This is a genomic window from Nocardia sp. NPDC050412, assembly GCF_044458825.1.
Taxonomy (GTDB): Bacteria; Actinomycetota; Actinomycetes; order Mycobacteriales; family Mycobacteriaceae; genus Nocardia.
Genome location: NZ_JBITIJ010000008.1, coordinates 266,153 through 280,648, shown reverse-complemented (window position 1 = coordinate 280,648; position 14,496 = coordinate 266,153). Strand labels below are relative to the sequence as shown.

Sequence of the window (14,496 nt, the reverse complement as noted above, 5' to 3'; positions counted from 1 at the left end):
GCGCCGGTCCCCCGGCCGGATGCAACGCTAAGCGTGCCGCCAACCTGCCGTTCGACAAGTTGGCCAGGCGAGAATCGGTCCCGACTATCCGAGCAGCTTGGCCAACTCCATCGTGACCGCATCCGGGTTCTCTTGGTGCGCAAAGTGACCCGCGCCGGGAATCACGACCTGTCGCCGCTGCGGTGATAACCGGCGGCCGCGCTGGAAGGTGGCAGGCAGGATGTAGCCGTCGAGTTCACCGCGCATGGCGAGCACCGGAATGCGGATCGGCACCCGCATGGTGGCCATGAACCGCCGACCGTCCGGCCGCCACTGACTGCGGAAGGCCCAACGCTGATATTCCAGCGCACAGTGCGCCGCACCGGGAATCTGGATGGCCGAGCGCATCCGATCGGCCGTCTCGATGAATTCGGCGGTGCCTGACCAGGTCCGGCTAACCCGCTGGCGCAGCAGCCGCTCGACCTCGAAGCCGTTGCCGGTGGTCAGCAGATGTTCGCCGTAGCGCGGCAGCTGATAGCGCAGGAAGTTCGGCAGCCAGGTGCGTCGCTGGCGCCGGTCGCGCAGCACCGCGCTCTTGAGCGCGGCCGGATGCGGGGAGCTCACCAGTGCGATCGAGCGCACCAGTCGGGGATGCAGCACCGCGGTCGTCCAGCACACCAGTCCGCCATCGGCATGTCCGACCAGCGTGGCCTCGGAGTAGCCCATGGCGCGGATGAGTCCGGCGATATCACCGGCCAGCGTCCAACCGTCATAGCCGCGCGGCGGTTTATCGCTGTCGCCGTAGCCGCGCAGATCCACCGCGACCGCGCGATAGCCGAGTTCGGCGAGTCCGGTCAGCTGATGCCGCCAGGACCACCAGAGGTCCGCGAATCCGTGCAGCAGGACGACCAGCGGTGCGTCCGGGCGCTCCGGCGCGGCCTCGACGACATGGAAGCGTATGCCGTTCGCGTGCACATCCCGATGCGTCCACGGCCCGTCGTAACGGACGCTGGACGGATCGGGAAATGAGTTCGACGACACGCCGACCGAGCCTAGTAGGGGTCCGGCCCACCGCCTAGTCGACGCTGCCGCGCCGCCCGGCGGCTACTCGAGTGACTTCGACCGTGTCGGCTCCGCGAGCGTGAGGTGCTCCTCGTGCGAGCCGAATCCGCTCGGCAGCACCGTGCGCGCCTGCTTGAGCGAATCGATCGTCTTCTCCGGCGCCCGCAGCTTCTTGACCCGCAGATAGCCGAGCAGGGCCAGGACCGCCGTCGCGACGATCATGAGCAGGAAAACGATCAGGAAGGCCGCCCAGCGCGCCAGCCAGACATCGAGCAACTCGCCCAGGAAGAAGAAAAAGAAGAAGGTGCTGAACAACAGCACGGTCAGCGCGAGGATGAAGTAGACGCTGCCCTGCAGCCCCTTCTTGATCTCCCCGGTCACCTCGGCCTTGGCCAGCTCTACCTCGGCGCGCACCAGCGTGGACATCTGCTCGGTGGCATCGCGGACGAGGGCGCCGAAAGTCGCCGACCCCGCGGGATTGGCGTCCGAGAGGGGAATCGAGGTGACAGTGTTGTCGCGACGCGACTCATCCCCGTTACCGCGCTGCGTCCCATTCCTATCTTGGGCGAAACTCACTTGGTCGACCCTTCTCCCTGTCCCGGCACTGCTTCCGCCTCAATCTCTCGTTCTATCGCACGCGCGTCCCGCCGCGCCTGGTGGACACGCCCACGCCGCAACAGTAGCGCCGAACCCGCGAGCGACGCCGTCATTGACGTCACCAACACCGCGGCTTTGGCCAATTCGACGGCCGAGCCGTCACCGACGTCGGTCAGCGCGAGTTCTGCCACCAGAAGGCTAACGGTGAAGCCGATCGCGCCGAGCACCGAGAGGGCGAACATGTCTCGGTAGCCGAGGCTGGCCGGACGCTTCGCAATGCCCAATCGGATTGCCACCCAGCTGATTCCGAAGATACCGGCGGTCTTGCCGAGCAGTAACCCGAGAATTATGGCCAGCGGCAGTCTGTCACTGAACAGGTGCTGGAAAACCTTGCCGTCCAACGGAACTCCGGAGGCGAACAAGGCGAACAGTGGCACACAGAGTCCGGCCGAGATCGGCTGGATCATATGCTCGAGCCGCGTTGCCGGGGCCTGGGTCTCGCCGGGATCCTGGCGCACCCTGGTGAGCAGACCGAGCGCGACACCGGCCAGCGTCGGATGTATGCCCGCCTCGTGCAGGGCGTACCAGGAGACCAGCGCCAGCGGCACATACAGCAGCGGGGTGGATATCCGCTTGTGCTGGGCCAGCGCCCACGTCGCGAAGCAGGCCGCCGCGGCCAGCAGCCACAGCGCCGACAACGTCGTGGTGAACAGTACCGCGATCAGGATGATGGCGAGCAGATCGTCGACCACCGCGAGGCTCAGCAGGAAGACCCGCGCGCTGGCCGGGATCCGGGATCCGGTCATGGCCAGCACGGCCAGCGCGAACGCGATATCGGTCGCCACCGGAATCGCCCAGCCTCGGTCCATCCCGTCGACGCCGAATCCGACCGCGAATGCGATCAGCGCCGGTGTGACCACCCCGCCGACCGCCGCGATGATCGGCAGCACGGCCCGCTTGGGATCGGCGAGTTCGCCGACCACCAGCTCGCGTTTGAGCTCCAATCCGGCGACGAAGAAAAAGATCGCGAGCAGACCGTCCTCGGTCCAGTCCGCGACGGTGAGATTCAGATGCAGCGTGTTGATCGGCAGGACGTACTGGGTGAGGGTGAAGTAGCTCTCGCGCCACGGCGAGTTCACCCACAGCAATGCGGCCGCGGCGGCGATAAGAAGTATTGCACCGCCAACGGTTTCGGTGCGTAGATAGCGCGTCAGCTCCGAGCGCACTTGGGTGATCACGGGAAACCTTCCGCCGGGGTGGGCTGGACCGCGGACGCGCAATCCCACCGATCCGGCTTTCAGGTACACGACCGCACGCCGACCAGACTTCCCGGCACACCTTAAGCAATCCTAACGGATAGGGTCGGTGACGAATTCCGCCACCGACCCTACGATGTGCCGTTTCGGTGTGCCGACTCAGGCGCGGCTGGCCCGGATCGCCTCGAAAACATTGGGATCGACCAGTGTCGAGGTGTCGCCCAATTCGCGGCCCTCGGCGACATCGCGCAGCAGTCGACGCATGATCTTGCCGCTGCGGGTCTTGGGCAGTTCGGGCACCACGTGGATCTCGCGCGGCCGGGCGATCGGGCTGATCTCCCGCGACACCTCCGCCTTCAGTTCGTCGATCAGCGCATCGCCGGTGTCCTTGGCCTCGGCCGTCAGGATTACGAACGCGACGATGCCCTGTCCGGTGGTCGCATCGCTGGCGCCCACCACGGCAGCCTCGGCCACCCCGGAGTGACCGACCAGCGCGGATTCGACCTCGGCGGTGGAGATGCGGTGGCCCGACACATTCATCACATCGTCGACCCGGCCGAGCACCCATAGGTCGCCGTCGGCATCGAGCTTGGCGCCGTCACCGGCGAAGTACCAGCCCTGTTCGGCATAGCGCTCCCAGTAGGTGGCCCGGTAGCGGTCCATATCGCCCCAGATGCCGCGCAGCATCGATGGCCACGGCTGATCGAGCACCAGATAACCGTTGGCCTCGGTCTCGCCGAGCTCGACCGCCTTGCCCTCTTCGTCGACGACCTTCGCCGAAATACCGGGCAGCGCTGTCATCGCGGCGCCGGGCTTGGCGGCGGTGACGCCCGGCAGCGGGGAGATCATGATCGACCCCGTCTCGGTCTGCCACCAGGTGTCCACGATGGGCGCGGAGTTCGCACCGATCACCTCGCGGTACCAGCGCCAGGCCTCCGGATTGATCGGTTCGCCGACGCTGCCGAGCACCCGGATGCTGGACAGATCGTGGGCCGCGGGAATCTCCCTACCCCACTTCATGAATGTGCGTACCAACGTCGGTGCCGTGTAATAGATTGTGACGCCGTACTTTTCGATGATATTCCAGTGCCGGTGCTCATCCGGGAAGTTCGGTGTGCCCTCGTATACGACCTGGGTGGTTCGGTTCGACAGCGGTCCATAGACGATGTAGGTGTGCCCGGTGACCCAGCCGATATCGGCGGTGCACCAGTAGATGTCCTGTCCGGCCTTGTGGTCGAAGACATTGTGGTGGGTGTAGGACGCCTGGGTGAGATATCCGCCGCTGGTGTGCAGGATGCCCTTGGGCTTACCGGTGGTACCGGAGGTGTAGAGGATGAACAGCGGATGCTCGGCATCGAAGGCCTGCGCCCGGTGTTCGGGGGAGGCCTGCGCGACGGTCTCGTGCCACCACAGGTCGCGGCCCTCGGTCCACGGCACCTCGATATCGGTGCGGCGCACCACCAGTACGTGTTCCACAGAGTGCGGCACATCGCCGTTGGCGTAGAGCGCCTCGTCGACAGCCTCCTTGAGCGGTGCGGCCTTACCGCGACGCCACTGACCGTCGGTGGTGATGATCAGCCGGGCGCTCGCATCGTCGACGCGCTGGCGCAGCGCGGTCGGTGAGAAGCCCGCGAATACCACCGAATGCGTCAGCCCGAGTCGGGCGCAGGCGAGCATCGACACGATCGCTTCGGGAACCATCGGCATGTAGATGGCTACCCGATCGCCCGCTTCGAGTCCGAGTTCGGTCAGATAGTTTGCGGCGCGGGAAACTTCGGCGAGGAGTTCGGCGTAGGTGATGTCGCGGGAGTCGCCCGGTTCGCCTTCCCAATGGATGGCGACCTGATCGCCGTGCCCGTCGAGCACATGGCGGTCCACACAGTTGTAGGCGACATTGAGCTTTCCGTCGACGAACCACTTCGCGACGGGCGGGTCATTCCAGTCGAGCACCTGCGTCCACGGCTGCTCCCAGTGCAGCCGCTGGGCCTGTTCGGCCCAGAACGCGTCGCGATCCGCCACGGCCCGCTGGTACAACGACGCGTCGGCATTCGCCGCCGCGGCGAATGCCGCGGTCGGCGGGTACGAGTCCCGGTGGTCGGTGGTTTCGGTCATCTCGTCTCTTCCTCACGTAGCCCCGTGGTGCTGGCAGTCGCAGTCGATTTCGACAGTAACCAACTGTGATCCAGCCCGCGCCTGCTGTGTCCAATGGGTTTCCATCGCGTCACCTCGGCGGGTATCCTGCGCGATCCGCTGACAAACCGGGCCTTCGGTCGCTATCGTCATAGACCAACCAGCTCCGGACACCGGAAGCCCCAACGGAGGCATACTTCCGGCGGATGCCCGTCTTCTCCTTAATGTTTAACGCGTTTCGACGATGTTGCCGGATTGGTAACAAGTGGAACGAACCTCTGTCAATCCGGTGACAAGGCTGCTTCGAATAGCTAACGTCCCAGGCATTCCAAGGCGGATCGAGTCGAGGCGCGCTGGGCAGATACCCATGCGTCGTCGCGGATCCCCTTCGCCTGTCTCGAAATCGGGAGAACGCGTTGAGATTCAACAGAGCTACAGCGTTGACCGCGGCAGTCCTGCTGGCCACAAGCCTGGGACTGTCCGCATGTTCGTCGAGCGATAGTGCCGACGCCGACATCGTCACCACCAACGGGGGTGAACCGCAGAATCCGTTGGTGCCGACCAATACCAACGAGAATATGGGCGGCCGCGTCGTGGACCGGCTGTTCGCGGGTCTGAAGTACTACGACGGCAAAGGCGTTGCGCACGACGAGATGGCCGAGTCCATCAAGACGAACGACCGCAAGACCTACACGATCACCATCAAGCCGGACTGGAAGTTCACCGACGGCACCACGGTGACCGCGAAGTCGTTCGTCGACGCCTGGAACTACGGCGCCCTCGGCACCAATGGTCAGCTGCAGAGTTACGCGTTCACCCCGATCGTCGGATTCGACGAGGTTTCGTCGGAAAAGCCCACGGCACAAACGATGTCGGGTCTGAAGGTGGTCGACGACCGAACCTTCACCGTCGAGTTGAAGTCGCCGTCCATCGACTTCGAGACCGAACTCGGCTACGCACCGTTCTATCCGCTGCCCGATGCCGCATTCAAGGATATGAAGGCCTTCGGTGAGAACCCGATCGGCAATGGCCCGTACAAGTTCCAGACCTGGGAGCACAACGTCAAGATCGACCTGACGCCCAACCCGGACTACAGGGGCGGACGTGCGCCCAAGAACAAGGGTCTGCGCTTCGTCATGTACCAGTCGTTCGATACCGCGTACTCGGATCTGCAGGCGGGCAACCTCGACACCCTCGACACGATTCCGGACAGCGCGCTGACTTCGTACAAGAAGGACCTCGGCGATCGCGCGATCCTCGATCCGTCCGCGCAGAACCAGCACATCGGCGTCCAGGCCAATGTCCCGCACTTCGGCGGTGAGGAAGGACTGTTGCGTCGCCGGGCCCTCTCGATGGCGATCAACCGGCAGCAAATCTGCGACACCATCTTCAACGGCACCAAGATTCCGGCACGCGACTTCACCTCGAGCACTCTGCCCGGATTCAACGGCAACCTGCCCGGCTCGGAGGTGTTGAAGTACAACCCCGAAGAGGCCAAGAAGGTTTGGGCGCAGGCCGATGCCATTTCGCCGTGGTCGGGTCGGTACGAGATCGCCTACAACTCCGATGGCGGCCATCAGGCATGGGTCGAGGCCGTGGCCAACAGCATCAAGAACACCCTCGGCATCGATGCGGTCGGCGCGCCGTATCCGACATTCAAGAACATCCGAGATCTGGTGAACCAGAAGACGATCGGCAAGGCGTTCCGCTACGGCTGGCAGGGCGACTACCCGACCATGCTGCAGTTCCTCACCTCGCAGTACTACAGCTACTCCGAGACCAATAACGTCGACTACAAGAGCCCCGAATTCGACCACCTGCTCGACGCTGCGCTGGCCGCGCCGACGCTGGAAGAGTCGTACAAGATCGTGGCCCAGGCGCAGGCGTTGCTGATCAAGGATATGGCCGATATCCCGGTGATCGATTATCTTGCCGCGGCGGGACGTTCGGACAAGGTGAAGAAGGCCGACCTGGCCTGGAATGGTCTGTTCGACTTCGAAAACATCGAGAAGTAGCCGCTCGGCGCGGTCGTGCCGCACATTCTGACGGCACGGCCGCGCCGCTCACCCAGGAGATGAAATGGCCTGGTATGTCGTGCGGCGTCTGCTCCAAATGATCCCCGTCTTCCTCGGGGCGACGCTGCTCATCTATGCACTGGTCTTCTTAGTTCCGGGCGATCCGATCCACGCGCTGGCCGGTGACAAGCCGATGACGCCTGCCGTTGAGGCCCAATTGCGTGCGCGCTATCACCTGGATCGCCCGTTCATCGTGCAGTATCTGCTGTATCTGAAGGGCATTTTCACCCTCGACTTCGGGACGGCCTTCTCCGGCCGCCCGGTGCGCGACGAACTCGCCCGCGCATTCCCGATCACCATCAAATTGGCGTTGATGGCGGTGCTCATCGAGGGCATCTTCGGCGTTGTCTTCGGGCTGATCGCAGGACTACGCAAAGGCAAACTGTTCGACTCGACGCTGCTGGTGGTCAGCCTGATCATCATCGCGGTGCCGATCTTCGTGATCGGCTTCCTGGCCCAGTTCGTACTGGGTGTGAAGTGGGGTATCGCGCCGGTGACCGTCACCGGTAAGGCCAGCATCGGTGAACTGCTCGTGCCCGCATTCGTGCTCGGTTCGCTGTCGTTCGCGTATGTGCTGCGGCTGACCCGAAACTCGGTGGCGGAGAACATGTCCGCCGATTACGTCCGCACCGCGACCGCGAAAGGGCTCAGTCGCCCACGTGTGGTCACCGTGCACATTCTGCGTAATTCGATGATTCCGGTGATCACCTTCCTCGGCGCCGATCTCGGTGCGCTGATCGGCGGCGCGGTCGTCACCGAGGGCATCTTCAATATTCCGGGCGTGGGTGGGACGCTGTACCAGGCGATTACCCGCGGTGAACCGCCGACGGTGGTCTCATTCGTGACCGTGCTCATCGTGATCTTCCTGATCTCGAATCTGATCATCGATCTGCTCTATGCCGCGCTCGACCCGAGGATCCGATATGCCTGAGCTCGAGAAGAAGGCTCGGGACCGGCAGCGGCATTTCGTCGCGCCACCCGATGAAGTCGAGGTGCTCGCCACCGATCGGGTCGTCGATACCGGTTCGCCGACCAGCATCTGGCAGGACGCGTGGCGACAGTTGCGCCGCAATCCGATCTTCATCGTGGCCGCGGTGCTGATCGTGTTCATCGCCATCGTGGTGCTGTGGCCCGGTCTGTTCTCCGATCAGGATCCGCGCTATTGCAATGGCGATTTCAGCATGGATCCGCGCGGGCCCGGACACCCGTTCGGTTTCGATAAGCAGGGCTGTGATGTATACACCCGAACCGTTTACGGCGCACGGGCTTCGGTAATGGCCGGGTTGGGTGCCACCACGGTATTCCTGCTCGTCGGCGGCACGCTCGGAGCCCTCGCGGGGTTCTACGGCGGTCTGCTCGATTCGGTGGTATCACGCATCGCGGAGATCTTCTATGCGATTCCGCTGATGCTGGCCGCGATCGTCATCATGCAGCTGCTCGATTCGCGCACGATCTGGACGGTCATCTTGATCCTGGCCGCGTTCACCTGGCCACAGGCCGCACGTATCGCGCGCAGTGCGGTGATCGAGGCGAAGAACAGCGAATATGTCACGGCGGCAAAGGCATTGGGTGTGTCGCGAATACGCACGCTGCTGCGTCATGTGCTGCCGAATGCGGCCGGACCGCTGATCGTGGTGACGACGATCTGGCTCGGTGCGTTCATCGTCACCGAGGCGACACTGTCCTACCTCGGCGTCGGCCTGCCGCGCACAATCGTGTCCTGGGGCTCGGATATCAATACCAATCAGCACGAGCTGCGCGGCGGATCGCCGATTTTGTTCTATCCCGCAACGGCTTTGGCGCTCACCGTGCTGAGCTTCATCCTGCTCGGGGACGCGCTGCGGGATGCGCTCGATCCGAAGGCGAGGAAGAGGTGACCGCAGCGATGTCCGATAAACCATTGCTCGAGATCGAGGATCTCAATGTCTGCTTCTCCTCCGAGGGCAAGAAGATTCCGGCGGTTCGTGACGTCAGTCTGACGGTTTATCCGGGCCAGACCGTCGCCATTGTCGGCGAATCCGGATCCGGAAAATCCACGACGGCGCACAGCATTATCGACCTGCTGCCCGGCACCGGGCAGGTCACCTCCGGCTCGATCAGGTTCGACGGCAAGGATCTGGCGAAGGCGTCGAAGAGGGAGGTCGTCGCGGTCCGCGGCAGCGGGATCGGATTGGTGCCGCAGGATCCGATGTCGAATCTGAATCCGGTGTGGAAGATCGGGTTCCAGATCCGAGAGACCTTGGAGGCCAATGGCATTGCCAAGGGCAAGGCGGCGAAGCAGCGCGCCATCGAACTGCTCGAGGAAGCCGGGATGTCAGACGCGGCGCGCCGGGTGAACCAGTACCCGCACGAGTTCTCCGGCGGTATGCGCCAGCGCGCGCTGATCGCCATCGGATTGGCCTGCCGTCCCAAACTGCTGATCGCCGACGAGCCGACCTCGGCCCTCGACGTGACGGTGCAGCGGCAGATCCTCGACCATCTCGACGGACTGACCAGCGAACTCGGCACCGCGGTCCTGCTCATCACCCACGATCTCGGCTTGGCCGCCGAGCGCGCCGAGCACCTGGTGGTGATGTATCGCGGCAAGGTGGTGGAATCCGGTCCGGCACTGCGGATTCTGCGCGAACCGCAGCATCTGTACACCAAGAAGCTGGTGAATTCCGCGCCCTCGCTCGCCTCGCAGCGGCTGTCCTCGGTGCGTGAACGTATCGAGGTGCGCAAGCAGGCCGTGCAGGTCGCCGAGGAGGTCGCGGCCGCCGATAGCGAAATCGCGGCGGTATCCGATGACGTGGTGGTGTCGCAGAATCTGACCAAAGCGTTCAAGATTCGGGGTAGTACGCCCTGGAAGTCGACGGATTTCGTCGCTGTCGACGATGTGTCGTTCCGTCTGAAGCGCGGCACGACAACGGCCATTGTCGGCGAGTCCGGCTCGGGCAAATCAACTGTGGCACAGATGGTTCTGGGTCTGCTCGAACCGACATCGGGCTCGGTGACCTTCGACGGCCACGACGTGGCGAAGCTGGATCGGAAGGGCGCGTTCGCTTTTCGTCGGCGGGTGCAGCCGATCTTCCAGGACCCTTACGGTTCGCTGGATCCGATGTACTCGATCTACCGCACCATCGAGGAGCCGCTGCGCACGCATAAGATCGGCACCGCCAAGGAACGTGAGGCGACGGTGCGCGACCTGTTGGACAAGGTGTCGCTGCCGTCCTCGGTAATGCGCCGCTACCCCAATGAACTCTCGGGTGGCCAGCGTCAGCGCGTCGCGGTGGCCCGTGCGCTCGCGCTCTCCCCTGAGGTCGTGGTGTGCGACGAGGCGGTGTCCGCACTCGATGTCCTCGTCCAGGCACAGATCCTCAAGCTGCTCAACGACTTACAAGCCGAGCTGGGTCTGTCGTATCTGTTCATCACCCATGACTTGGCCGTGGTCCGGCAGATCGCCGACGACGTCCTGGTCATGCAGACCGGCAGGATCGTGGAAGCGGCCACCACCGACGAAGTCTTCCAGAACCCCACAGAGGAGTACACCCGCCGCCTGCTCGACGCCATTCCCGGACGGGACCTGCTGGCAGGCTGACCAGGGGCGCCGTTAGCGACTGCTTGCAGGTCGCTCGAACGGGTCGGAGGTGAGACAGGAGGGGGTCGCGAACACGCAGCGCCGCAGGCGCTGCAGAATGTCTCGGTGACCGATCCGCTGCAGCCCCTCGTCGATCTGCCAGGTGTGCGCGAAGCCGCCGATAAGGCGCGTGACGCGCTTGCCGCGGTGCATCGGCACAAGGCGAACCGGCGGGGCTGGCCGACCACGGCCGCCGAGGCGGCGGTGCGTGCCGCGCGCTCATCCGCCGCCATCGAGGGCGGCAGTACCGAACTGCCCGCCGACGGCCGGGTCGCGGATCCGATCCTGGCCGGCTCGCTGCGGGTCGGGCAGGCGCTCGACGGCGACGCGCTGCGGAATCTGGTCGGCACCTGGCAGCGCGCGCCGCTGCAGGCGCTGGCCAGGCTACATCTGCTGGCCGCGGCCGATCTGGTCACCGACGAGGAACTGCTCGGGCGCCCGCGCGGTGACGGCGGTGTGGCCGAACGGCTCGACCTGCTGGTGCAGACGGTGCTCGGATCGAAGGCACCCGCGCCGGTCATCGCGGCGGTCGTGCACGGCGAGCTACTGACCTTGCGGCCGTTCGGTACGGCCGACGGCATCGTGGCGCGGGCGGCCTCGCGACTGGTGGCCGCGTCCAGTGGGCTGGACCCGCACAGCCTCGGCGTGCCGGAGGTGTTCTGGTTGCGGCGGCGTCAGCAGTATCTGGATTCGGCGGCCGGATTCGGCTCGGGTGCTCCGGATGCGGTGGGCGGCTGGGTGATCCTGTGCTGCGGCGCCTTCGAAGACGGTGCGCGGGAGGCGACATCGATCGCCGACTCGGCATCCGGATAGGGGCCCACACACATCAAAGCGGGCGGCGTTGTCGTTGACGACCTCACCGCCCGCTAGCACGGATACCCGGTTACCAAGCGTGCTGGGTGGGTTGTGTTCTGCGGCCTCGGCGATTATCCGAACTCCGGCGGTTCATCCCCGCAACCTGTGCGAGGCCTTCGCCGTCGAAAACCCGGATCTCGCAGGCCCACAACGCTTTTGCCCTTGTCGCGGCGCGCTCCGCGTGGGTGCCTGGTGCCCGTGCTGGGAAGGGTGGGTCGGGGAGCTGAACCTTCTCTTCCGGCTCCGCTCAGGCCTTCCGTCCTTCCGTAGTTACATTTCTACACTGTGACCGCGCCCACATCAAGGCTTGGAAAAACATTCAATAAGCTGCATGTCTGCCGGCGTTTCGTGGTTAAATCCCTGGTCGCGGCGGCCTCTGTGTTATGGCAGCAAGCCGTCCGCAGCGCGCCCCAACAGCCCGGCCGCGCGGCCCGAGCTCGCCAGCTATTGCTCAGCGGCGCCGGCGCAGCAGTCGGTAGCTGATCGCCCCGGCGAGCACCGCACTCAGCCCGACCGCCGCCGTCGCGGCAAGGGTGGTCGACGACGGACTCTGGAACCGCGCCCACAGCGAGACCGGGTTGGAGAAGGTGAGAATCGGCCAGCCCTTGGCCACCGCTTCGCGACGCAGATTGCGATCCGGGTTCACCGCCGTCGGATGCCCCACCGCGCTCAGCATCGGTAGATCGGTCACGGAATCGGAGTAGGCATAACACCGCGCGAGGTCGTAACCCTCAGCGGCGGCGAGCTTTTCGATCGCGGTCACCTTACCCGCGCCGTAGCAATAGAATTCGACCTCACCGGTGTATCGACCGTCCTCGACCACCATTCGGGTTGCCGCGGTATGTGAGGCGCCCAACACCTCGGCGATCGGGCCGACGATCTCCTCGCCCGAGGCCGAGACGATCACCACATCGTGTCCCCGGATCTTGTGGTCGGCAATGAGATCCGCGGCCTCGGCATAGATCAGCGGGTCGACGAGTTCGTGAAGTGTCTCGGCCACAATGGATTTCACCTGTTCGACATCCCAGCCCGCGACCATATTGGTCAGATTGGCGCGCATGCGCTCCATCTGATCGTGGTCGGCGCCCGAGAGCATGAACAGGAAGTGGGCGTAACTGCTCTCCAGCACCGCGCGCCGGTTCAGCAGGCCCTGTGCGTAGAAGGGCTTACTGAACACGTAGGTACTCGATTTCGCGATCACCGTCTTGTCGAGATCGAAGAAGGCGGCCACGCGCTCGCCCCCGGCGTTGGGTCGCTTCGTTGTCGTCGCGTCCCGTGCCGTCCGGTCCTCGAGCTCTGTTTGATCGCCATCGGCCGTCACTCGTTCAGAATATGCATGCCGCGGCGACGGTGTCCGACGGGTCGGGCGTCCGGGCCGTTCGGCGGGTTTGCCCCGCAGACGCCGGGCCGGTGGTGGCCACAAAGTTCTCCGACGACAGACTTGCGTTGTGGCCCCGGCTTGGGTGTAGTATTGCTGGCACCTGGACATAGTCCAGGCGCGTTCAGCCCGACCCCCCGGGGCTGAACCCGACGGCCCCAGCCTCCTCCCCCCCCCGGCTGGGGCCGTCCTCTATTTCAGGCAAGGTTGTTCCTCCGGATTCGGCTCTCCGGATTTATCCACACCCCCCGAGTTATCCACATTCGGCATATTGCATCTTCTGCCCGGCTTCGTCTTCGAGCACGCTGACCTGCATGAATCTCGAAGCCGCCCCGGCACTCACACCGCCGCCCGCGCTCGTGCTCATCCAGGACATCCGGCTGCGCGATGAGGTTCGCCGGGTCGCGGCGGCCGCAGAGCGCGAGCTCGACGAGCGCGCGCTCTCTGTCGGTCGGCACGCCTGGGTGTCCGCACCCCTGGTGATCCTCGACACCCTGGCGGCCGAGAGCTGTGCCCGCGCCGGTTATCTCCGGCGGATCGGCATCGTCCTGGTGACCGATGGGGAACCCGGATTGACCGATTGGCAGGCCGCCGCGGCCGTCGGTGCCGAGCGCGTCATCGCGCTGCCAGGTGCCGCGGTCGGACTTATCGAGAAGTTTGCTGAGCACGGTGAATATCGCATGGGCGACGGTGTTGTCGTCGCGATCGCGGGTGCTAGCGGCGGTGCGGGCGCCTCCATATTGGCCGCGGCGACCGGACTGCGATCCGCCGCAGAGCGGTTCCGCCGCGACACCGTGCTCGTCGACGGCGCGCCCCTCGGCGGCGGCCTCGACCTGCTGCTCGGCATCGAAACCGCGGCCGGACTGCGCTGGCCGGATCTGGTGATCGAGGACGGTCGGGTCTCTGCCGCCGCACTGCACAGCGCACTACCGGCAGCCGCGCCGGGACTTGCGGTACTGTCCTGCGGCCGCGGCGGTGCCGGACGCTTGCCCGCCGAAATCGGCCCCGCTGCCATCCACGCCGTCATCGAAGCGGGCCGTGCCGCAGGCGATTTGGTGATATGCGACATCTCGGGCGAACGCGGCCCACACGCGGACCAAATACTCGACGCGGCCGACCTCGTCGTCCTGGTCGTCCCAGCCCGCCTACGCGCCCTCGCCGCCGCCGAATCGGTCGCCGCCCATATCGCTCGACGAAATCCCAACCAGGGCTTGATAGTCCGCGGCCCAGCACCCGGCGGACTCCGCGGCCCCGAGGTCGCCGAAGTCCTCGACCTCCCTCTCCTAGCCGCCGTCCGAGCCCAACCCGGACTGGCCGCCCGCCTGGAACGCGGCGGGCTCACTTTGCGCCGCGGGCCCCTCCGCGACGCCGCGGACGCCGTGCTCGGGGTGCTCGGCGCTCCGGCCGGGCAGGGGTTGCGATGAGTGCGTTGGTGTTCGAGCCGCCGGTTCGAGTCCGTGCTGTAGCCGCGGCGGTGCACGGGATTCCAGCTCGCCGTGGTCGAGATGAATTGCCGCAGCAGTGTCGGATTGGCATGTCTGGAACTGT

At 65.2% G+C, this 14,496-nt stretch carries 11 protein-coding genes; 6 read left to right on the top strand and 5 right to left on the bottom strand.

Features of this window, described 5'->3' with window-relative positions:
* Positions 1-84: 84 nt before the first annotated feature.
* From ACIBI6_RS24105 to acs, 4 genes are all read right to left on the bottom strand, one after another.
* Positions 85-1,020: an alpha/beta fold hydrolase gene (locus tag ACIBI6_RS24105; protein WP_396957908.1), complete on the bottom strand. Its 936-nt coding sequence runs from the start codon at positions 1,018-1,020 to the stop codon at positions 85-87.
* A gap of 63 nt (positions 1,021-1,083) precedes the next feature.
* Positions 1,084-1,617 carry a phage holin family protein gene (locus ACIBI6_RS24100; protein ID WP_396957906.1) on the bottom strand — a complete coding sequence of 178 codons (534 nt, stop codon included), beginning with the start codon at positions 1,615-1,617 and terminating at the stop codon, positions 1,084-1,086.
* Positions 1,614-2,873: a Na+/H+ antiporter NhaA gene (gene nhaA, locus ACIBI6_RS24095; RefSeq protein ID WP_396958013.1), complete on the bottom strand. Its 1,260-nt coding sequence runs from the start codon at positions 2,871-2,873 to the stop codon at positions 1,614-1,616. The genes ACIBI6_RS24100 and nhaA overlap by 4 nt, the downstream gene beginning before the upstream one ends.
* A 180-nt stretch (positions 2,874-3,053) precedes the next feature.
* Positions 3,054-5,006, bottom strand: a complete 1,953-nt coding sequence (acs, locus tag ACIBI6_RS24090) for an acetate--CoA ligase (RefSeq protein ID WP_396957904.1) — start codon at positions 5,004-5,006, stop codon at positions 3,054-3,056.
* 434 nt (positions 5,007-5,440) lie between these two features.
* Between acs and ACIBI6_RS24085 the strand changes: the two genes are divergently transcribed.
* The 5 genes from ACIBI6_RS24085 (at position 5,441) to ACIBI6_RS24065 (ending at position 11,528) form a co-directional block, all read left to right on the top strand.
* Positions 5,441-7,039: an ABC transporter substrate-binding protein gene (locus ACIBI6_RS24085; protein ID WP_396957902.1), complete on the top strand. Its 1,599-nt coding sequence runs from the start codon at positions 5,441-5,443 to the stop codon at positions 7,037-7,039.
* Positions 7,040-7,103: 64 nt separating this feature from the next.
* The gene (locus ACIBI6_RS24080) at positions 7,104-8,030 is read left to right on the top strand and encodes an ABC transporter permease (RefSeq protein WP_364354174.1); all 927 of its coding nucleotides are present in this window, start codon (positions 7,104-7,106) and stop codon (positions 8,028-8,030) included.
* Positions 8,023-8,976, top strand: a complete 954-nt coding sequence (locus ACIBI6_RS24075; protein WP_396957899.1) for an ABC transporter permease — start codon at positions 8,023-8,025, stop codon at positions 8,974-8,976. Before ACIBI6_RS24080 ends, ACIBI6_RS24075 begins: the two co-directional genes overlap by 8 nt.
* An 8-nt stretch (positions 8,977-8,984) precedes the next feature.
* Positions 8,985-10,676, top strand: coding sequence for a dipeptide ABC transporter ATP-binding protein (locus ACIBI6_RS24070; protein ID WP_396958012.1), 1,692 nt, complete (start codon positions 8,985-8,987; stop codon positions 10,674-10,676).
* A 105-nt stretch (positions 10,677-10,781) separates the two neighbouring features.
* Positions 10,782-11,528, top strand: a complete 747-nt coding sequence (locus ACIBI6_RS24065; RefSeq protein ID WP_364354168.1) for an oxidoreductase — start codon at positions 10,782-10,784, stop codon at positions 11,526-11,528.
* 493 nt (positions 11,529-12,021) lie between these two features.
* Here ACIBI6_RS24065 and ACIBI6_RS24060 read toward each other — a convergent pair whose 3' ends face one another.
* On the bottom strand, positions 12,022-12,891 hold the full coding sequence (locus ACIBI6_RS24060) for an HAD-IB family hydrolase (protein WP_364354166.1): 870 nt from the start codon (positions 12,889-12,891) through the stop codon (positions 12,022-12,024).
* Between the two features lie 371 nt (positions 12,892-13,262).
* Between ACIBI6_RS24060 and ssd the strand changes: the two genes are divergently transcribed.
* Positions 13,263-14,372: a septum site-determining protein Ssd gene (gene ssd, locus ACIBI6_RS24055; RefSeq protein WP_364354163.1), complete on the top strand. Its 1,110-nt coding sequence runs from the start codon at positions 13,263-13,265 to the stop codon at positions 14,370-14,372.
* Positions 14,373-14,496: the final 124 nt, after the last annotated feature.

Coding starts and splice junctions, on each gene's coding strand:
- ACIBI6_RS24070 (WP_396958012.1), top strand. CDS start 8,985: ATGTCCGATAAACCATTGCTCGAGATCGAGGATCTCAATGTCTGCTTC.
- acs (WP_396957904.1), bottom strand. CDS start 5,006: ATGACCGAAACCACCGACCACCGGGACTCGTACCCGCCGACCGCGGCA.
- ssd (WP_364354163.1), top strand. CDS start 13,263: ATGAATCTCGAAGCCGCCCCGGCACTCACACCGCCGCCCGCGCTCGTG.
- ACIBI6_RS24075 (WP_396957899.1), top strand. CDS start 8,023: ATGCCTGAGCTCGAGAAGAAGGCTCGGGACCGGCAGCGGCATTTCGTC.
- ACIBI6_RS24080 (WP_364354174.1), top strand. CDS start 7,104: ATGGCCTGGTATGTCGTGCGGCGTCTGCTCCAAATGATCCCCGTCTTC.